Origin of the sequence: Pseudomonas lactis, assembly GCF_001439845.1 — a bacterium.
In the GTDB taxonomy this organism is placed as follows: domain Bacteria; phylum Pseudomonadota; class Gammaproteobacteria; order Pseudomonadales; family Pseudomonadaceae; genus Aquipseudomonas; species Aquipseudomonas lactis.
Genome location: NZ_JYLO01000007.1, coordinates 150,892 through 169,474, shown reverse-complemented (window position 1 = coordinate 169,474; position 18,583 = coordinate 150,892). Strand labels below are relative to the sequence as shown.

Genomic DNA, 18,583 nt, shown 5'->3' with positions numbered 1-18,583 from the left:
CTTTTCGGCGAAGATGGCCCGGTGCTACTGAATGTTTCTGTAAAGTATTGAAATGTATGCAGTTGGACAGGACAAGATTTTCACAACGAGTTGACCTGTTGATCACAGTTCGCTGCTTAAGGTCGTAGGCATCAGTTACTGGAGACGTAAGATGCCTTCCCCGATCAAGCTGGAATTTTCTGACAAGTACGACGATCAACACGCGCAGAAATATTTGCTCAAGCATCAGGACAATCTGGCTCGCCGGTTGTCCCACAAACGCGACGAGCAACTGGCGCGCGGCGCATTGGCCATGGCCGGTGAGCCGGGCCTGGTGTTGGACCTGCCGTGTGGCGCTGGACGCTTCTGGCCGTTACTGGCCGAAAAACCCAACCGTGTGATTATCGGAGCTGACAATTCGGCGTCGATGTTGAAGATCGCCACCGCTGCCCAGCCGGCAGAGGTGGTGAAACGGGTACGCCCTTTGCAGACGTCTGCCTTTGATATCGATTTGCCAGATAACTCCGTCGACAGTATTTTTTGCATGCGCTTGATGCACCACATTGGTGAGCCGGAGCACAGGCTGACAATACTGCGCGAGTTTCAACGTGTTACCCGCGACAGCGTGATTATTTCGCTGTGGGTGGACGGCAATTTCAAGGCCTGGAAGCGCAAGCGCAGCGAAGTGCGTCGTCGCAAAAAAGGTGAGCAGGAAGGTTACCAAAACCGGTTTGTGTTACCGGCTGCTACTGTCGAGGCAGAATTCGAGCAGGCCGGTTTCCGTGTTCAGGAATCCCTGGACTTCATACCGCTCTACGCCATGTGGCGAGTGTATGTATTGCGCAAGAGGTAACAGGATGGCAGTTGAGTGCGTAGTAGGCAGTCATGTAGCTCCCGAAGAACGATTTGATTTTTTCTGGCGTCAGCAAGGTGAATGGGTGGAAGAACCCAACCGTCGCCGGGGTGGTGAAAGTGGCGTGCAGCGGGTGATCAGCCCTAACGGTCGCTTGCTCTATTGCAAGCGCCAGACCGGCCACATTTACCGCAGTTGGCTGCACCCCTTTGGGCGTCCGACCGTGCTGCGTGAGCGTGATGCCCTCAAAGGCCTGCGTTTGCTGGATGTGCGTGTGCCGGAACTGGTGTTTTGCGAGGCGCGTCGCGACCCGGAGCACCAATGGAAAGCCCTGTTGGTGACCGCGTCCCTGGACGGGTTCGACGAGATCGAAAACTGGTACGCCGCCGGTGGCCGCCAACAGTATGGCGAGGCGGTCCACGAGCGCCTGCTGCAAGAGTTGGCCGGCACCTTGGCCCGTATGCACAAAGGCCGCTGGCAACACGGTTGCCTGTATATCAAGCACATCTTCGTGCGGGTGACCGGTGAGCCTGATGCGGCGACAGTGGAAGTGGCCCTGCTGGATTTCGAGAAATGCCGCCAGCGCCTGACCGCTTATCGGGCCGCGTCCCACGATATGCTGCAATTGCGCCGCCATTCGTCGTGGAATGATACCGACTGGAAAAAACTCAGCTACTTTTACGAGACGGCGTTTGGCAGCGCTATCAAGGGTTTAACCAGATGAAGCTAGAAATAGCACGAGGTTTGTTTCTGGTCGGGGCATTGGGTGTTGCAGCCCTGGCCCTGGCGGTATGGGAACAACCTCGTACACAAGTGTTGAGTGCGGTAGACGGTGGCGGGCAATGCCTGCTGCCACGCATTGCCAAGACGAGTGTGGCGGCCAAGCCCGACCATGAATTGCTGTTATTCATGTTCGGCATGTCTCAAGCGATGAGGCCGCAAAGTTGAAACGATTGACCCCGAAAAGGGCCTTGCCATGCGAGGCCCTTTTTTTATGGTGCGCCAGGCATGATCATTCCCACGCTCTGCGTGGGAATGCCTCTTGAGACGCTCTGCGTCTCGTCCGTTAGCGCCAGTGACGCAGAGCGTCACGGGTTGCATTCCCACGCAGAGCGTGGGAACGATCAGCCACAGAAGGGTAATTTCAGATCAGGTGCAGGTGATTGTCCCAAAGCCCCGCCGGTAGTTGCAGCGGTTGTGCGACCAGGTTTTTCTGGCGGCAGTCATAGAAGCGGCAACGCCCCTGACCGGATGTCACCACAAACCCATCCGCCACAGCGCCCACCCCCGCACAGTCCGGCAAGGGCCCATCCAGGCGCAGTTCGGCGGTGTCCATGTCCCAGATAAAAAAGCGGTTGCCCCGCGGTGCCGTCAACGCCACCAGGCGCAGTTCGCTGTGCACCGCCACGCTGGCGGTGTAATGCCCCATCGCCTGCAACTGTTCATCCGCCACCGGGAACGCCACGAACGGCTGCCCCGGGCGCTTGATCGCGAGCAACTCGGAACGCTCCTGGGACGGGCCCATGAACTGCTGCCCGGTCAGGATGGTGCCATCGCTGGCGATACCCATGTGCCGCACGCTGTTCATCTGCTGGGCCAGGGTTTCCTTGCTGATCAGGCTACCGTCGCGCCGCATCAGCACCAGGCTTGGCTCCATGGCATTGAGGTTCATTTCTACCCGGCTTTCGGCTTCGGTGCGAATGCCGCCGTTGGCCACAATCAGCGTCTCGCCGTCGGGCATCCACGAGACTTGATGCGGGCCGATGCCGTGGGTGGATATCTCGCCGCTGTGCACCAGCCGCTCACCTTCGAACTTATACACCCCCAACAGGCCCCGACCGGGGTCGGAGGTGTCGTTCTCGGTGGCGTACAGCCAGTCACCGCTCTTGTGGATCACCGCATGGCCATAGAAATGGCGGTTGGCGTTCGAGGTGATGGTTTGCAGCAGCCTGCCGTCGCGCAGGTCGATCAGGTAGCTCTCGGTGCCTGGGCGACGGGCGACGAACAGTGCAATCGGCAAGGTCGGGTGGTTGATGATGTCATGGCAGCGCTGGCCGACCTGGGTGGCAAATACCGGCTTGCCGTCCAGGCGATAGCCGACAGCGTAGTGCTTGCCGTCGGCATCATCGCGCGCCGACAGCAGCAGCGGGCCTTTGTCTTTGTGCTTGAACAGCGTCCAGCCACCCAAGGTGATAGCGCTGAGCAGCACGCTGCCCACCGCCAAAGCCTGTCGCCTGAGCATCATCAGTCACCGTCGTTGGCGTTAAAGCCCAGTTGTACGCCCAGCGCCTTGGCCAGTTCACCTTCATGCAGGCGGTGGACCACGTTGAGGCTGTCGTAGATGTCGTTGAGTTGCTGGCGCCCGGCGTCGTCATTCAACAGTTCGTTGAGGGTGCGCTGGTTGCTGGCGAACAGTTTCAGGGACGCTGCGTAGGCGGCGTCGATTTTCTCGGCCAGTGGCTTCTGGTCCGCCGGCAGCAGGCCACGCAGGCCTTTGTTATCGACGCCCACCCACACGGTCTGAGCCGCGGCGAGGCTGGCTTCCAGGCTTTGCAGGGACGACTGGCTGCGCCAGGCATCGGCCTGGAACGGTTGCGGGATGCCCTTGGTCTGGCGGCCCATCGGGGTGCCGAGTTTTTTCTTCAGGGTGTCCAGGGCGGTCACTTGCACGCGCAGCAGGTCGGCGATGGCTTCGTGGGAATCAGCGTAGCGCTGGTTCGGAAACTTGGTCATCTGCGCGAGCATGCCGTCGGTGCTGTTCCAACTGGCCAGGATCTCTTCGGCCAGGACTTTCTGGCGTTCACCGATCGCCATCAGCAGCGGGCAATAGCGCGCTTTCTGGGCGTCGTCGGCGACGTCAGGCTTGGCGTCGTAAAGGATGTATTCGTACGCCGACAGGCCCTGTACCACCACGCTGGATTTCGCCAGGGCCGCGGCGTCGATCTGCGGCTGGGCGCTGACCAGTTGCTCGACCTGACGGCCGACCAGGTTCTTCTTGTCTGGCCAGAACTGCACCTGCCACGCCCGGTTGCCTTCGGCCAGCGGGCCGATCAGCAGCGGTTGCAGCTCGGCCCAGGCTTTTTGCGCGTGCAGGAAGTCGGCGCGGGCGGTGTCCAGGCTTTCCTTGCCTTGGCAGTAAGCCAGGGCGCTGACGGCCAACTGACGGTCGGCCTCAACCCAGCGGCTGTAGGTTGGCAGGATCACTTGCTTGGCGATGGCCGCCGAGGTCACGGCTTGCGGGTCTTGGGGCGAGCAGGCGCCCAAGGCCAGGGCGGCGAGGCTGGTGAACAACAACTTGGGACGAAACATGTCGAGCTCCCTTCTGTAAGTGGGGCAAAGCTTATAAAGAATTCAGGAACGCCAGCAACGCGGCGCGCTGCTCGGCATTGAACGACAACACATGTTGCTGCGCCGCTTGGGCTTCACCGCCATGCCATAGCACGGCTTCAAGCAGGTTGCGGGCGCGGCCGTCATGCAGGAACTGGGTGTGGCCACTTACGGTTTGCGTCAGGCCGATGCCCCACAGCGGCGGGGTGCGCCAGTCGCGGCCGGTGGCTTTGAATTCGCTACGGTTGTCGGCCAGGCCTTCGCCCATATCGTGCAGCAGCAGGTCGCTGTAAGGGCGAATCACCTGGTTGGCCAGTTCAGGTTCGGCGGCGTTGGCGGCCGTTGTGAACATAGGTTTGTGACAGCCCTGGCAACCGGCCTGGTAGAACAGGTTCTTGCCGGCCAGCACTTGCGGCGTATCAACGTCGCGGCGCGCGGGCACTGCGAGGTTGCGGGTGTAGAACAGCACCAGGCGCAGGATGTTATCGCTGACTTCCGGCTCACCCTCGGGGCCATTGCCGTTGGGCGCCTGTTTGCAGGCCACTTGGGCGTCGGTGCAGTCATCGAAGGGTCTCAGGGACGTGGTGAGGCCCATATCACCAGAAAACGCGTGAACGTTTTGTTGATTGAGGTTGGGCTGCCCGGCTTTCCAGCCAAAACGCCCGAGGACAGTTTTGGCCTGAGCGTCATCCCAGACCCAATTGGCGCGGCCCACGATGGCCTCTTTGTCGGCGGTCTTGCGGTCAGTGTTGCGCAGGATATCGGCATCGCTGATCGCTTCGAGCAGGCCCAGGCCGATCATCGGCGGGGCGATACGCGCCGAGAAGCGTGTGTCGGGGTGCATCGGGCCGTAGCCCAGTTGGGTGATTTGCAGGTCGGGCTTGCGCAATTCAACCAGCGTGCCGTCCTTGAACCTGACGTTGACCGGTGTGTAGTCGACCCGCACCTTGCCTTCCGGCGCGACGCCGGGCACGGCCATGTCCTGGAGTTGCCCGCCGTAGACCGGCTCGGGCACCACGCCGATCTGTTCGATGAGCTTAGCGTAAGGCTGAGCATCCGGGATGGACAGGCGCACCAGCATCGACACGGCATTGGGCGCGTCAGGCAGCGGCGGGTGGCCACGGCCATCCTTGATATGGCAGTTCTGGCAGGCGTTGGTATTGAACAGCGGGCCCAGGCCATCGCGCGCCGTGGTGGTGGACGGCGCAATCACCCACGGGTTGCGAAAGAAGCTGTTGCCGACGCTGAAGTCCAGGCGCCGCGTGGGCGCCAGGTTGGCCGAGGGCAGGGAAAAGGCGTTCTGGTCGCGCTTGTTTACCGTCGCCGCGCCACCGGCCCGCGATTCACCCGGCTCTGCTTTTGTGAAGCGAGGGGCGTCATCGCACGCAGTCAGGCTTAAAGCCATCAACGCTGCTGGCAGGTATAAAAGCGCACGGAACATCAAGATTCCTGGACGAGGGCAGAAAATTAAGGCGCAAAGTCTAACAGGGCAGGGCAGATTGAATAAGAGCAATTATCGTTTGGTGGCATCCCGATTCTTTCCCGTTAGAATGACCGCACATTTTTTTATGGAGGTGGCCAATGCAGGCTCTCGACGCTTTGCTCAACCGTGTTTCCGTGCCCCGTTTGCTCGACCCGGCACCGACCCAGGAGCAGCGCGACCTGCTGTTCGCCGCCGCCATGCGCGCGCCCGATCACGGCCAACTGCGCCCGTGGCGTTTCCTTACCGTGGAAGGTGCAGCGCGTGAACAGATGGGCACGCTGTTGGCCGAAGCGGCTCGCCTGCAGGATGCCGACGCACCGCAAGCCGCCATCGACAAGGCCCAGAACGGCCCGCTGCGTGCGCCGCTGGTGGTGGTGGTGATTGCACGTTTGCAAGAGCATTTCAAAGTGCCCAAGTCCGAGCAATTGCTGGCCGCGGCCTGTGCGGCCCACGGCATTCTGCTGGCGGCGTATGCCCAGGGTATTGGTGCGGTGTGGCGTACCGGCGAATTGTCCTACTCGGCCCATGTCGCCAAGGGCCTGGGGCTGGCGGCGAATGAAGAAGTGATTGGCTTTCTCTACCTGGGCACACCGCAGAACCCGCCACGCACGGCGCCGAAGGAAGACCTGACGCCGTTCGTCCAGGCCTGGCCCGGCCGGTAATTCACCACTGTCCTATGTGGGAGCTGGCTTGCCTGCGATGGCATCGACTCGGTTTCACAGACACACCGAGTTGTCTGCATCGCGGGCAAGCCCGGCTCCCACCCAGATGTTTAGTGTTTTCAGAACCGAATCAGACCCTGAACTGATCCATCAACTTCATCTGCTGGCTGGCCAGCGCATTGAGCTGGCTGCTGATCGCCGCCGACTCGGTGGCCTGACCCGTGAGGGTTTCAGTCACGGTGCGAATCGCCGAGACGTTGCGGTTGACCTCTTCGGCCACCGCGCTCTGCTGTTCGGCCGCGCTGGCGATTTGCAGGTTCATGTCGCTGATCACCGTGACCGCGTCGCTGATCTTGCCCAGGGCTTGCACGGCTTGATGGATCTGCCCGGCATTGCTCTGCGCCTGGTGTTGGCTGGAGTGCATGGTCGCCACTACGCCACGGGTGCCGCTCTGGATACGCTCGATCACCAGGCGGATTTCTTCTACCGAGTCCTGGGTGCGCTTGGCCAGGTTGCGCACTTCGTCGGCCACCACCGCAAAACCACGCCCGCTTTCGCCGGCGCGTGCCGCTTCAATCGCGGCGTTCAATGCCAGCAGGTTGGTCTGTTCGGCAATGCTGCGGATCACCTCCAACACTGAACCGATTTGCTCGCTGTTGACCGCCAGGGCTTCGACTTCGCCCACGGCTTTGCTGACTTCGTCGGCCAGAGTGGTGATATCGCGGGTGCTCTGCTCGATGATCGACATGCCTTCGCGTGCCGACTGGTCGGCGCCGCGTGCCGCGCTGGCGGCATTGGAGGCGCTGTTGGCCACGTCGTGGGCGGTGGCGCTCATTTCGTTCGACGCGGTGGCGACCTGGTCGATTTCACGGAACTGCACCTGCATGCCTTCGCTGGTCTGGCGCGCAATGGCGGACGATTGATCGGCCGTTCCACGGGCTTCGGTGATGCTTTGCTTGATCTGCGCAATGGTCGGCTGCAGCTTGTCGAGGAAACGATTGAACCAGTTCACCAGCTCGCCCAATTCGTCCTTCTTGGCGTAGGCCAGGCGCTGGGTGAGGTCGCCGTCACCGCTGGCGATGTCCTTGAGCATGGCGGCCACGCTATTGATAGGGCGGGTCACGCCAGTAGCGGTCAGCCAGATCAGCAGCAAGCCCAGCAGGCCGGCGGCGGCGGCCACCAGCAGGGCTTTGAGCGTGCCCGTTGCCTGGGCCTCGTCGAGTACGGCTTGGAGTTTTTCGTTGTCGGCCAGCATCACCGCTTTGGGCAGCTTGATCACCACACCCCAGGATTTGGCACCGGCAATCGGCTTGAGCGGATATACGGCACGAATGGTGTCGTCCTGCTCACGGATAACAGGACGGTCATTGGCCAGCAGTTGCACGATCTCCTTGCCTTCGGCGCCGATGCTGTCGATCAGGTTCTTGCCGACTTTGGCCGGTTCACCGCTGTAGGCGGCGATCAGGCCGGTGCTGGACAGAATCTCCAGGTGGGCGGCACCGTTGAACAGGTCTTTTTGCGCCGCATCGGTGGTCGCTTGCAGGGCGGTCAGGGCAATGTCCACACCGATGACGCCGATGACTTTGCCGTCGACGATCAGCGGAAGAGAAATGGTGGTCATCAGTACCGGTTTGCCGGCCACTGTGTCTTCGTACGGGTCCAGCAGGCAAGTGCTGCGCGTGTCCCGTGGGCAGGTGTACCAGATGTTGTAGGGCGTACCGCTAAGGTTGAGGGTGGTCTTGGTCAGGTCATCTTCGACCATGATGGTGTTCTGGCCTTCGCCGCCAGCCCGGCTCCAGTAGCTGGAAAACCGACCTTTTTCATTGGAAACGCGCGCCTTGTCGTCGATGAATTCGCTGTCCTTGCCATCCAGCCCGTTGGGTTCGAACGACAACCAGATGCCTAGCACCTTGGTGTTGCGCTCGAACGCGGTTTTGACGCTGCGGTTGAGTTCTTCACGCAGGGCACCGGCTTCCAGGGAACGCTGGGTGCCCAACTGACGCAGGTCTTTGATCTGGTCGGCAAGGGCGGTGATTACCAGCAGGTTTTCGCCGAAGGTCTGCTGTAAGTGGCCGGCCTGTTCGGCCGCTTTGGATTGCAGCAATTGCTCCACGCTGGCGGTGAGCATTCGTGAGCTTGAATCACTGACCAACCGATCGTTCTGGTTGGTGTTGTAGATATTGATGCCGACCACCAGTGCAATCACACCCAGCAGACACAGGCCGGACAGCAACACGATTTTCAAGCGGATGGAGAGGGTGTCGAACATAGGTTCACTCACGAATGGACTTGTTGGAATGCACGCAAACGCGCCAAGTCCCTTCGGCGTCATGCCTGAAACATCGGCGTCACAAATCAATTCATGAGGAAGAGGCGATGAGCGGTAGGAAAACGCCTACAGGCCGCCTTAGACGGGACGTGCCAGCTGTTCGGGGCGGGACCAGATCCACAGGTTGCCCAGGCTCATCCCGGCAATCGCCAGGTATACCGGCCAGCCGTGATCGAGCATCACCAGCATCAACACGGCGCACAGCAACATGCTCACGGTGGCGCTGACCTTGGCGCGACGGGCGATGATCTTGCCATTGCGCCAGTTGGACAGGATCGGCCCGAACAGGCGGTGGTTTTCCAGCCAGGCGCTGAGGCGCGGCGAGCTTTTGGTGGCGGCCCAGGCGGCGAGCAGGATGAATTCGGTGGTGGGCAACCCCGGTATCACAATCGCCACCAAGCCGATGCCCAGGCTCACGTAGGCCAGCAGGCCGAAGAGGATTTGGGCGATTTTGGAGGAGGATTGGGGTTTGCCGGTCATGCTGCAGTTTTCTGGTGGGAGGGTTTACACATTGTCAGCGATGAAACGCACTCAAATGTGGGAGCTGGCTTGCCTGCGATAGCGGTGCATCAGGTTAAACATCTGGAGCTGACCCCCCGCCATCGCAGGCAAGCCAGCTCCCACATTGAACCGCCGTCTACCGGAACACTTACGCCAGTTCTGGGGCGCTAGCGTACGCCTGTTCCAGCAACACGGTGAAGCGCACAAACGCATCAATCGCGCCTTTTTCCACGGCAGCTTCTTCTTCGGCACTGAATGTCAGGCCGTCGAGGGTGCGGGTGAAACTCTTCCAGCCCTCGGCGCGACCGCCGGCCGGCTCGCCCAGGTGGCGCGCACCGAAGGTTTCACTCAGGCCCAGGCCCACGGCGCGCTTGATCAGGAATGCAGCGCCCAGCTTGGAGCCTTCGGAGACGAACAGCCAGCCCAAAGCTTCAGCTTTGCTGGGGTTGTTCACCGCGCCGGCAACCGGGGCCGGGATTTCGGTGTCCAAGTCTGCCAGGTCGAGCTTGGCCGCTTCGGCGCGGCAGCGGGCGGCCAGGTCAGGGATGATCTGGTTCAGCTCGGCATCGTTGTACAGGGCTACCAGTTCCGATTGGAACAGGTATTGGGCCACGACGAAGCGGGCGAAGTTGGCCTGGGTTTCGAACGGCGCGTGAGCCTTCACCAATGCGTCGAGCTTGGTGTGCGGCTCGTTGGTGATCTGGTTCAGGCGTTGGGAGCGCAGGCTTGGGCGTTCTGCGGTGGAAGAAGCGGTCATGAAAAAAGTCCTTGAGAAGAGAAGCGCCTGGGTGCCCTTAAAGAGAGCTGTTATCAACTAGACGAACAAGAAGACGCGGCACAGTAAAAAATCCTCACCTCGCCGCAGATGCATGGGCGGCGAGGTGGGGCGCATGGGTCAGATGTCCCAGATCACGTTGATCGCGAAGTTGCGACCGGGCTGGGTCAGGCGGTCGAGGTTGGCCGGGCCGGTGACACCGGCTTCGCCGACGCTGTCGTAGCTGCGCACGTCATCCCAGTTCCAGTACTTCTTGTCGGTGAGGTTGTAGAGGCCACCGTTGACGGTCACGTCTTTGCTCACCTTGTAGTAAGCGGTCAGGTCGAGGATGCCGAAGCCCGGGGTCTTGAACGGGCCGTCGGTGCCGCCGTCGGGCGCGTGGAAGGTCGTGCTGTCGACGCGGTTCTGTTTTTTCACCAAGGTCCAGCTCAGCAGGCCACCGTAAGTGTCCTGGTCGTAGCCCAGGCCAAACACGCCCTTGAGCGGGTTGACGCTGTTCAACGGCTCGCCATTGTCGTCATTGCGACCGTGGGTGTAGGCAACCGAGCCCTGGGTATACAGGCCCTTCGGCGCGCCGAAGGCATCCAGGTTCAGGCGGCCCTTGGCTTCCACGCCCTTGATGGTGGCGCGCTTGATGTTGACCGCCTGGAACTGTTCCACGGTGCCGCCGACCACGGCGTTGTCTTCGTCGATAAAGTCACGGTACTTGTTGTAGTACACCGCAATATCGAAGGAGCCTTCGTCGAATTTGCCGCGAATCCCGGTTTCGATGCCTTTGCTGGTTTCTGGCTTGAGGTCGGGGTTGGGTTCGACGGTGTAGCCCAGGTTCAGGTTTTCGAAGCGACCGTACAGGGCCTTGGCGGACGGCGTGCGGAAGCCCTCGGCGTATTGACCGAACCAGGTGTAGTTGTCGGTCAGGGCATAGGTGAGGCCGAACTTGGGTGTTACGCGGTTCCAGGTCTTGTCTTTGCCATCGACGGCATAGGCACCGGTCGGGTTGACGGTGTTGAGGAACTCTTGGGTCAGCTTGGGCTTGAGCCGGGTGTAGTCATAACGCACGGCGGGCAGGAAGGTCCATTTGTCCCAAGTGATCTGGTCCTGGGCGAACAGCGAGTAGGTGTTGATGGTCGGGTCGGGGAAGTCGCTGGCCTTCTTCACGCTGTCGCCGGCTGATGGGCTTGGCCCGCCAATGGCGGTGCAGCCGGCGCCAATGGCCAGGCACGAGGCCGAGCCTTCGCGTGAGCCGGTGACTTTCTGCTGCTTGAGGGTGGTGCCGTAGGTGACTTGGTGGTCGGTCTCACCCAGGCTGAAAGCCTTGTCTAACTGAGCGTCGAAGACCCACTGTTTTTCTTCGTAAAGGGTGTCGCGGGTGCGCAGCACGCGACGGCCGGCCTGGTAGATTTCCGCCGTGGTCTGGTCGGTCTTGGCGATCTGGTAGTTGAGGCTGGTCTTGATGCGGTCGGCAATCGGCGACTCCAGGGCGAAGGTGTTTTCCAGGCCGAAGCGCTCGCGGGTAATGGTGTCGTTACCGCGACGGTCGCGGTACAGGTTCATGCCCCGGCCACCGATGAACGGGCCGCCCACTGCGTTTTTCAGATTGACGTCGCGGTCATCCTTGAACTTCTCGTAGGTCAGGCCCAAACGGTTGTCATCGCCATAGTTCCAGCCCAGCTTGGCCAGCACGTTGGTGGTGCGCGCATCTTCCGGGTTGGCGCCGGTACGGGCCAGGCCGGTGGCGTTGTTGCCATCGTAGGACTCGGTTTCATGGCCATTGCGCTGGCTCAGGTGCAGCAAACCGTCGAAGTCCTGCACACGCCCGGCGAAGGTGCCGGAGGTCAGCCAGCTCTCGTCGGCGGAGCTGTAGCCGGTCTTCAGGCGGGCGCCGACGTCCTGGCCTGGCTTGATGATGTCGTCCGGGTCGAGGGTGAAATAACTCACCGCGCCGCCGATGGCGCTGCTGCCATACAGGGCCGAGGCCGGGCCGCGCAGGATCTCCACGCGCTTGACGATTTCGGGGTCGACGTAGTTGCGACGGGTCTTGGCGTAGGGGCCGTTGAAGAAATTGTCGGGCACTTCGACGCCATCCACCTGAGTGAGCACGCGGTCGCCATCGATGCCTCGAATGTTGTAGCCCGCGTTACCCGAGCGGCTACCAGCGCCGCCGACGGAGACGCCGGGTTCGTAGCGCACCAGTTCACGGATGTTGTTGACGTTCTGGCGGTCCAGTTCCTGGCGGTCGTGCACGCTGACGGTGCTCGGTACGCTGTTCACATCCTGTTCGTTACGGGTGGCGCTGATGGTCACCTGTTGCAGGGCGAGGGCGCTGCCGGCGCTACGTTTTTCCAGCACGATGTTGTTGGTGCCCAGTTTGCGATAGCTCAGGTTGGTCCCCACCAACAGCCGCTCCAGGGCTTTTTCCGCTGGTAGCGGGCCACGCACGCCCGGGGACGAAACGCCCTGGCCCAGTTCGGCCGGCAGGCCGACTTGCCAGCCGGTCACTGCGGTGAAGGCGTTAAGCGCCGACACCAGTGGCTGCTGTTCAATGCTGAAGGTGTAATTGGCGTGGCTGCGAGCGGCAGGTTCGGCGGCGCTGGCGCTCATGACGGGCGCGCCAGCCAGCAGGATCGCGGCGGTCAGCAAGGACAAAACGGGCGAAGCAGACCGGCGGTTGAAACGAGAGGACATCGAGAGCGCTCCGGGAGACGAATCTTATAGTTGCGAACCGAACCAAATAGGAATCAGTTGCATTGGCTATAACGAGACGTATCGCCGGTTAACATCGAGTAAAAATAATTCTCATTTAGTTCAGGATCACCAGCGCCGGGTACTCCGACAGCTTGGCCGAGGTGATGTGAGCCAGGGAGCGCACCACGTCCAGGGGTTGGTCCAGGCGGTAGTTGCCGGTGACGGCGACGCTGGCCAACTGCTCGTTGTTGTTGACGATCCAGCCGGGGTAATAGCGGCGCAGCTCAGCCAGCACTTCGCTCAGCGGGCAGTTTTCGAACACCAGACGGCCCTGGACCCAGGCCAGGTCTTTGCTGGCATCGAGCTTGGCCGGTTGGCCGAAACCCTTGGGGCCGATGCGGATGCTTTCACCGGCGCTCAGGCGCACACGGGCATCGTCGAAAGTATTGCTCAGGTCGACATCGCCGCGCTGCACTTGAACCTGGGCTTCGCCATTGAGGTAGCGCACGGCAAAGGCGGTATCACGCACGCTGGCGCGCACCGGGCCGGCGTCGATCTCCAGGGGCAGGCCACGGGAGGGCGCTATTTCGAAGAACGCTTCGCCCTGGTACAGGCGGGCAATGCGCTGGTGGTCCTTGATGGTGCTGGAAAATGCCGAGTTGGTGTTCAGCAGCACCTTGGAGCCATCATCCAGTTGCAGGCGCTGGCGCTCGCCCACCACCGTCAGATGGTCGGCCTGCAAACGCACCGGCAGGTTGCTGAAACTGAACAAGCCGACCAGTAACACGGCGGCGGTGGCCAGGGGTTTCCAGTGCGGTTTGATCCGGCGCCAGCCGCTGGGCTTGCGCGGTGCGGCGAGGGCCACGGCGGCGCTGTGCACCGGTGCGTCACCCCAGGCGGCCTGGGCCTTGCTGAAGGCGTGGACATGCGCCGGGTCCTGGGCCAGCCAGGCGTCGAACGCGGCCTGCTGCCCAGGTTGCGGGCACTGCAAGGCGATCAGCCAATCGAGGGCTTGGTCCATGGCCGCGTCTTGCAACACCTTATGAGCCAACGCATGGGGGCGCAGTTTATTCGGGTCCGTCACGGTGTTCCTCGGGTCTTCGCCACGTTCTATTCATTTTTCCTACAGCTTGGATCGACACCTCTGTCGGGTGAAGCTTAAGGCTGATCCAGCCGTTCGGCCACACCCACACAGATAGCCATGATCAATTTGAGTTCCTTTTGCACTGTGCTCAAGGACACACCCAACTGATCGGCAATCTCCTGATAGCTGCAACCGTGCAAGCGGCTGAGGATGAAAATCCGCTGCTGGCGGGCGCTCAACTGGCCGAGGCTGACACTCAAGTGCTCCAGCAGTTGCTCGGCCTGGGTGGCTTCCTCCGGCGTGCTAGCGGGCGCTGCGACACTTTGCAGGACATCCAGCGGGACATCCTCCTGCAGGGTGCGCGCCTGAATTCTGCGCGAGCGCAAGTGATCCAGCGCCAGGTTGCGGGCTGTCTGGTAGACAAAAGGTTCAAGGTGGTCGATTGGCCGCTCGCTCAGGGCCCGAGTCACGCGCAGGTAGGTTTCCTGCAACAGGTCCTCGGCAGTGCTGTGGTTGTGCACCATGCGTTGCAGGGTTCGTAGCAGGATCACCCGTTGGGTGAGGAAGACGTGGTTGAAGCGAGATTGGCTCACAGTGATACCAGACCGATTTGCAGTGAATGATAATGCTTATCATCAACTGAAATGGCAAGTGGCTATTTCTGTGGATTGCCGCTCGTTCCCATGCTCTGCGTGGGAACACATCCTGTGACGCTCCGCGTCACAACTTTAAGAGCAGGACGCGGAGCGTCCAGGGTGGCATTCCCACGCAGAGCGTGGGAACGATCTGGTCGATCTTGTGGAGTTACTCGGCGTTACACAACGCCAGGCAGTTATCCAGCATACGGTTGGAGAAGCCCCACTCGTTGTCATACCACGCGAGCACTTTGAGCAATTTGCCGCTGACCTTGGTGTGATTAGCGTCGAAGATCGACGACAGCGGGTTATGGTTGAAGTCGCTGGAAACCAACGGCAGGGTGTTGTAGCCGAGGATCTTCGAATGCTGGCTGGCGTGTTTGAGCAGGGCGTTGACTTCATCGGCCGTGGCTTCTTTCTTCAACTGCACGGTGAGGTCCACCAGCGACACGTTGATCACCGGTACACGCACCGCCATGCCGGTCAGCTTGCCTGCCAGTTCCGGCAGCACCAGGCCCACCGCTTCAGCGGCGCCGGTCTTGCTCGGGATCATGTTCTGGGTGGCCGAACGCGCGCGGTACGGGTCGGTGTGGTACACGTCGGTGAGGTTCTGGTCGTTGGTGTAGGCGTGGATGGTGGTCATCAGGCCGCTTTCGATACCCAGCTCGCGGTGCAGCACCTGGGCCACCGGCGCCAGGCAGTTGGTGGTGCACGATGCGTTGGAAATGATCTGGTGGGATTGACGCAAAATGTCATGGTTTACCCCGTAGACCACGGTCGCATCCGCGCCCTTGGCCGGTGCCGAGATGATCACCTTGCGTGCGCCGGCGGTAATATGGGCAGCAGCCTTGTCGCGGTCGGTGAACAGACCGGTGCATTCGAACACCACGTCGATCTTGTGCGCAGCCCACGGCAGGTCGGCGGGGTTGCGAATGGCACTCACGGCAATCCGGTCACCATTGACGGTCAGGCTTTCCTGATCGTGGGCGACCTCTGCGTCGAAAGTGCCGTGTACGGTGTCGTACTTGAGCAGGTGGGCATTGATCGAGCTGTCGCCCAAATCGTTAATGGCGACGATCTGCAGATCCTGGCGATAGCCTTGGGTATACAGTGCGCGCAGGACATTACGGCCGATACGGCCAAAACCATTGATTGCGATACGTAGAGTCATTGGAAAGTGCCTGTCGTCGATTTGTTGTAAGAATTACAAGATTATTCGCATAAAAATAGAAAACAAGCCTTTTTAGTGGCAATATTTTGTTCAATCTACAACGAGTGACCTGAATCAACTGGTCCGATGATCCAAACGACCCCCTGCCATCCCATGAGCCGTGGGCGTTTGATCAGCATAGACACTCAGGTCGCCACATCCGTTAGCCTGGAGTTCTATACATGCATCCCCGCGTCCTTGAGGTCACCGAACGGCTTATCGCCCGCAGCCGCGCCACCCGTGAGGCTTACCTTGCGCTCATTCGCGGCGCCGCCAGCGACGGTCCGATGCGCGGCAAGCTGCAATGCGCCAACTTCGCCCACGGCGTGGCCGGTTGCGGCACCGAAGACAAAAACAGCCTGCGCATGATGAATGCCGCCAACGTGGCAATTGTTTCTTCTTATAACGACATGCTCTCGGCGCATCAGCCCTACGAGCATTTCCCTGAACAAATCAAAAAGGCTCTGCGCGAAGTCGGCTCGGTCGGCCAGTTCGCTGGCGGCACCCCGGCCATGTGCGACGGCGTGACCCAGGGCGAGCCGGGCATGGAGCTGAGCCTGCTCAGCCGTGAAGTCATCGCCATGTCTACGGCGGTAGCGCTGTCCCACAACATGTTCGACGCCGCGCTGATGCTGGGCATCTGCGACAAGATCGTCCCTGGCCTGATGATGGGTGCGCTGCGCTACGGCCACCTGCCGATGATCTTCGTGCCGGGCGGGCCGATGCCGTCGGGTATCTCCAACAAGCAGAAGGCTGATGTGCGTCAGCGCTACGCCGAAGGCAAGGCCAGCCGCGAAGAACTGCTGGAATCGGAGATGAAGTCCTACCACAGCCCCGGCACCTGCACGTTCTACGGCACCGCCAACACCAACCAGTTGCTGATGGAAGTCATGGGCCTGCACCTGCCGGGCGCTTCGTTCGTCAACCCGTACACGCCACTGCGCGATGCGTTGACCCGCGAAGCCGCGCACCAGGTCACGCGCTTGACCAAGGCCAATGGCAACTTCACGCCCATTGGCGAGATTGTCGACGAGAAGTCCATCGTCAACTCTATCGTTGCGCTCAACGCCACCGGCGGCTCCACCAACCACACCCTGCACATGCCGGCCATCGCCATGTCGGCAGGCATCATCCTGACCTGGCAGGACATGGCCGACCTCTCCGAGGTGGTACCAACCCTGTCCCACGTGTATCCAAACGGCAAGGCTGACATCAACCACTTCCAGGCGGCGGGCGGTATGTCGTTCCTGATCCGCGAACTGCTGGAAGCCGGCCTGCTCCACGAAGACGTCAACACCGTGGCCGGCAAGGGCTTGAGCCGCTATATCCAGGAACCTTTCCTGGTGGATGGCGAACTGGTCTGGCGCGACGGCCCGATCGAAAGCCTCGACGAAACCATCCTGCGCCCGGTGGCCCGTGCGTTCTCGCCCGAAGGCGGCTTGCGCGTGATGGAAGGCAACCTCGGCCGTGGCGTGATGAAGGTTTCGGCGGTAGCGCCGGAGCATCAGGTGGTCGAAGCGCCGGCGGTGGTGTTCCAGGACCAGCAGGACCTCGCCGATGCCTTCAAGGCCGGCTTGTTGGAAAAAGACTTCGTCGCCGTGATGCGCTTCCAGGGGCCGCGCTCCAACGGCATGCCGGAACTGCACAAGATGACCCCGTTCCTGGGCGTGTTGCAGGACCGTGGTTTCAAAGTGGCGCTGGTAACAGATGGGCGCATGTCCGGCGCGTCGGGTAAGATCCCTGCCGCGATCCACGTCAATCCCGAAGCCCAGAGCGGCGGGCCGCTGGCGCGGGTCCAGGATGGCGATATCATCCGTGTGGATGGCGTTACCGGCACCCTGGAGCTTAAGGTGGACGCCGAAGTATTTGCAGCGCGCACGCCTGCCACGGGCCTGTTGGGCAATAACGTGGGGGCCGGTCGCGAGCTGTTTGCATTCATGCGCTTGGCCGCAAGCTCCGCAGAGCAGGGCGCCAGCGCCTTTACCTCTGCCTTGGAGACGCTTAAGTGAAGCTTGCGCTGGTCGGTGACATCGGGGGGACTAACGCCCGTTTTGCGTTATGGCGGGATCAGGAACTGCATTCGATCCGCGTGCATGCCACGGCGGATCACGGCAGCCCTGAAGAGGCGATCAAGCTCTACCTCAAAGAAGAAGGCCTGCAAATCGGCGACATCGGTGCGGTGTGCCTGTCGGTGGCCGGGCCGGTGAGCGGCGATGAATTCAAGTTCACCAACAACCACTGGCGCCTGAGCAAAACCGCGTTTTGTCAGGCCCTGCAGGTGGATGAGCTGTTGCTGGTCAACGATTTCTCGGCCATGGCCTTGGGCATGACCCGGCTCAAGCCCGACGAATTTCGCGTGGTCTGCGAAGGCACGCCAGAGCCCTTGCGCCCGGCCGTGGTGATCGGCCCGGGCACCGGTCTTGGCGTCGGCACCTTGCTGGACCTCGGCGCAGGCCGCTGGGCAGCATTGCCGGGGGAGGGTGGGCATGTCGACCTGCCCCTGAGCAGCCCACGGGAAACCCAGCTGTGGCAACACATCTACAGCGAGATCGGGCATGTCAGCGCCGAAACCGCGTTAAGCGGTGGCGGCTTGCCGCGGCTGTACCGGGCTATTTGTACGGTGGATGGGCATGAGCCTGTGCTGGACACCCCCGAAGCCATCACGGCGGCGGGCCTGGCCGGCGATCCGGTGGCCATGGAAGTATTGGACCAGTTCAGCATCTGGCTGGGCCGGGTGGCGGGCAATAACGTCTTGACCACCGGTGGGCGCGGTGGCGTGTATATCGTGGGCGGGGTGATACCGAGGTTTGCCGACTTCTTTATCACCAGTGGTTTCGCTAAAAGCTTTGCGGATAAAGGCTGCATGAGCGACTACTTCAAGGGTATTCCAGTGTGGCTGGTGACGGCGCCGTATTCCGGGCTGACTGGGGCGGGTGTGGCGCTTGAGCAAGCTTTTGCATAGGTCATAATGGCGCCATCGCAGGCAAGCCAGCTCCCACAGTCTGGAATGCATTCCAAGTGTGGGAGCTGGCTTGCCTGCGATGACGGCCTAAAGGGCAC

General features: G+C 61.3%; 16 protein-coding genes and 1 pseudogene. 6 read left to right on the top strand and 11 right to left on the bottom strand.

What is annotated here, in order from left to right:
- The first annotated feature begins 151 nt into the window (after nt 1-151).
- Genes TX24_RS13325 through TX24_RS13315 form a run of 3 tightly spaced genes read left to right on the top strand, consistent with a single transcriptional unit; the run spans nt 152 to nt 1,780 of the window.
- The gene (locus tag TX24_RS13325) at nt 152-832 is read left to right on the top strand and encodes a class I SAM-dependent methyltransferase (protein WP_003193934.1); all 681 of its coding nucleotides are present in this window, start codon (nt 152-154) and stop codon (nt 830-832) included.
- 4 nt (nt 833-836) lie between these two features.
- Nucleotides 837-1,556: a lipopolysaccharide kinase InaA family protein gene (locus TX24_RS13320; RefSeq protein ID WP_003193933.1), complete on the top strand. Its 720-nt coding sequence runs from the start codon at nt 837-839 to the stop codon at nt 1,554-1,556.
- The gene (locus TX24_RS13315; RefSeq protein ID WP_003193932.1) at nt 1,553-1,780 is read left to right on the top strand and encodes a hypothetical protein; all 228 of its coding nucleotides are present in this window, start codon (nt 1,553-1,555) and stop codon (nt 1,778-1,780) included. Before TX24_RS13320 ends, TX24_RS13315 begins: the two co-directional genes overlap by 4 nt.
- 196 nt (nt 1,781-1,976) lie before the next feature.
- Here the strand turns inward: TX24_RS13315 and TX24_RS13310 are convergent, their stop codons facing one another.
- The 3 genes from TX24_RS13310 to TX24_RS13300 are packed head-to-tail and all read right to left on the bottom strand — an operon-like array spanning nt 1,977 to nt 5,600.
- Nucleotides 1,977-3,074, bottom strand: a complete 1,098-nt coding sequence (locus TX24_RS13310; RefSeq protein ID WP_003193931.1) for a DUF1513 domain-containing protein — start codon at nt 3,072-3,074, stop codon at nt 1,977-1,979.
- 2 nt (nt 3,075-3,076) lie between these two features.
- Entirely contained in the window at nt 3,077-4,141 is a 1,065-nt protein-coding gene (locus tag TX24_RS13305) for an imelysin family protein (RefSeq protein ID WP_003193930.1), read from the bottom strand.
- 31 nt (nt 4,142-4,172) lie between these two features.
- Nucleotides 4,173-5,600, bottom strand: coding sequence for a di-heme oxidoreductase family protein (locus TX24_RS13300; RefSeq protein ID WP_057710495.1), 1,428 nt, complete (start codon nt 5,598-5,600; stop codon nt 4,173-4,175).
- Nucleotides 5,601-5,740: 140 nt separating this feature from the next.
- On the opposite strand from TX24_RS13300, the gene TX24_RS13295 reads away from it, so the two are divergent.
- Complete coding sequence (locus tag TX24_RS13295; RefSeq protein ID WP_003193928.1) at nt 5,741-6,304, top strand: NAD(P)H nitroreductase; 564 nt, start codon at nt 5,741-5,743, stop codon at nt 6,302-6,304.
- Between the two features lie 130 nt (nt 6,305-6,434).
- On the opposite strand, the gene TX24_RS32930 is transcribed toward TX24_RS13295, so the two are convergent.
- The 8 genes and pseudogenes from TX24_RS32930 to gap form a co-directional block, all read right to left on the bottom strand.
- Nucleotides 6,435-7,190, bottom strand: a complete 756-nt coding sequence (locus tag TX24_RS32930) for a methyl-accepting chemotaxis protein (RefSeq protein ID WP_370706227.1) — start codon at nt 7,188-7,190, stop codon at nt 6,435-6,437.
- A gap of 102 nt (nt 7,191-7,292) precedes the next feature.
- Nucleotides 7,293-8,432, bottom strand: a pseudogene (locus tag TX24_RS32925) (methyl-accepting chemotaxis protein); the annotation flags it as partial.
- Nucleotides 8,433-8,711: 279 nt separating this feature from the next.
- Complete coding sequence (locus TX24_RS13285; RefSeq protein WP_057710493.1) at nt 8,712-9,113, bottom strand: YbaN family protein; 402 nt, start codon at nt 9,111-9,113, stop codon at nt 8,712-8,714.
- 169 nt (nt 9,114-9,282) lie between these two features.
- Nucleotides 9,283-9,891: a biliverdin-producing heme oxygenase gene (locus TX24_RS13280; RefSeq protein ID WP_047711689.1), complete on the bottom strand. Its 609-nt coding sequence runs from the start codon at nt 9,889-9,891 to the stop codon at nt 9,283-9,285.
- Nucleotides 9,892-10,029: 138 nt separating this feature from the next.
- Nucleotides 10,030-12,594, bottom strand: a complete 2,565-nt coding sequence (locus TX24_RS13275) for a TonB-dependent receptor (protein WP_057710492.1) — start codon at nt 12,592-12,594, stop codon at nt 10,030-10,032.
- 115 nt (nt 12,595-12,709) lie between these two features.
- Nucleotides 12,710-13,678: a FecR family protein gene (locus tag TX24_RS13270; protein ID WP_057710491.1), complete on the bottom strand. Its 969-nt coding sequence runs from the start codon at nt 13,676-13,678 to the stop codon at nt 12,710-12,712.
- A gap of 74 nt (nt 13,679-13,752) precedes the next feature.
- Nucleotides 13,753-14,271, bottom strand: a complete 519-nt coding sequence (locus TX24_RS13265) for an RNA polymerase sigma factor (RefSeq protein WP_003193922.1) — start codon at nt 14,269-14,271, stop codon at nt 13,753-13,755.
- A 211-nt stretch (nt 14,272-14,482) separates the two neighbouring features.
- Nucleotides 14,483-15,484, bottom strand: a complete 1,002-nt coding sequence (gene gap / locus TX24_RS13260) for a type I glyceraldehyde-3-phosphate dehydrogenase (protein WP_057710490.1) — start codon at nt 15,482-15,484, stop codon at nt 14,483-14,485.
- Between the two features lie 221 nt (nt 15,485-15,705).
- Here gap and edd point away from each other — a divergent pair, with 221 nt between their 5' ends.
- Both edd and TX24_RS13250 read left to right on the top strand, forming a co-directional pair.
- Entirely contained in the window at nt 15,706-17,532 is a 1,827-nt protein-coding gene (gene edd / locus TX24_RS13255) for a phosphogluconate dehydratase (RefSeq protein WP_014719752.1), read from the top strand.
- Nucleotides 17,529-18,485 carry a glucokinase gene (locus tag TX24_RS13250; protein ID WP_057710489.1) on the top strand — a complete coding sequence of 319 codons (957 nt, stop codon included), beginning with the start codon at nt 17,529-17,531 and terminating at the stop codon, nt 18,483-18,485. The genes edd and TX24_RS13250 overlap by 4 nt, the downstream gene beginning before the upstream one ends.
- The last annotated feature ends 98 nt before the right edge of the window (nt 18,486-18,583 follow it).

What these genes read in the sequence shown, in the direction of transcription:
- TX24_RS13325 (WP_003193934.1), top strand. Translation starts at nt 152, where the DNA reads ATGCCTTCCCCGATCAAGCTGGAATTTTCTGACAAGTACGACGATCAA.
- TX24_RS13320 (WP_003193933.1), top strand. Translation starts at nt 837, where the DNA reads ATGGCAGTTGAGTGCGTAGTAGGCAGTCATGTAGCTCCCGAAGAACGA.
- TX24_RS13315 (WP_003193932.1), top strand. Translation starts at nt 1,553, where the DNA reads ATGAAGCTAGAAATAGCACGAGGTTTGTTTCTGGTCGGGGCATTGGGT.
- TX24_RS13310 (WP_003193931.1), bottom strand. Translation starts at nt 3,074, where the DNA reads ATGCTCAGGCGACAGGCTTTGGCGGTGGGCAGCGTGCTGCTCAGCGCT.
- TX24_RS13305 (WP_003193930.1), bottom strand. Translation starts at nt 4,141, where the DNA reads ATGTTTCGTCCCAAGTTGTTGTTCACCAGCCTCGCCGCCCTGGCCTTG.
- TX24_RS13300 (WP_057710495.1), bottom strand. Translation starts at nt 5,600, where the DNA reads ATGTTCCGTGCGCTTTTATACCTGCCAGCAGCGTTGATGGCTTTAAGC.
- TX24_RS13295 (WP_003193928.1), top strand. Translation starts at nt 5,741, where the DNA reads ATGCAGGCTCTCGACGCTTTGCTCAACCGTGTTTCCGTGCCCCGTTTG.
- TX24_RS32930 (WP_370706227.1), bottom strand. Translation starts at nt 7,190, where the DNA reads ATGCAGGTGCAGTTCCGTGAAATCGACCAGGTCGCCACCGCGTCGAAC.
- TX24_RS13285 (WP_057710493.1), bottom strand. Translation starts at nt 9,113, where the DNA reads ATGACCGGCAAACCCCAATCCTCCTCCAAAATCGCCCAAATCCTCTTC.
- TX24_RS13280 (WP_047711689.1), bottom strand. Translation starts at nt 9,891, where the DNA reads ATGACCGCTTCTTCCACCGCAGAACGCCCAAGCCTGCGCTCCCAACGC.
- TX24_RS13275 (WP_057710492.1), bottom strand. Translation starts at nt 12,594, where the DNA reads ATGTCCTCTCGTTTCAACCGCCGGTCTGCTTCGCCCGTTTTGTCCTTG.
- gap (WP_057710490.1), bottom strand. Translation starts at nt 15,484, where the DNA reads ATGACTCTACGTATCGCAATCAATGGTTTTGGCCGTATCGGCCGTAAT.
- edd (WP_014719752.1), top strand. Translation starts at nt 15,706, where the DNA reads ATGCATCCCCGCGTCCTTGAGGTCACCGAACGGCTTATCGCCCGCAGC.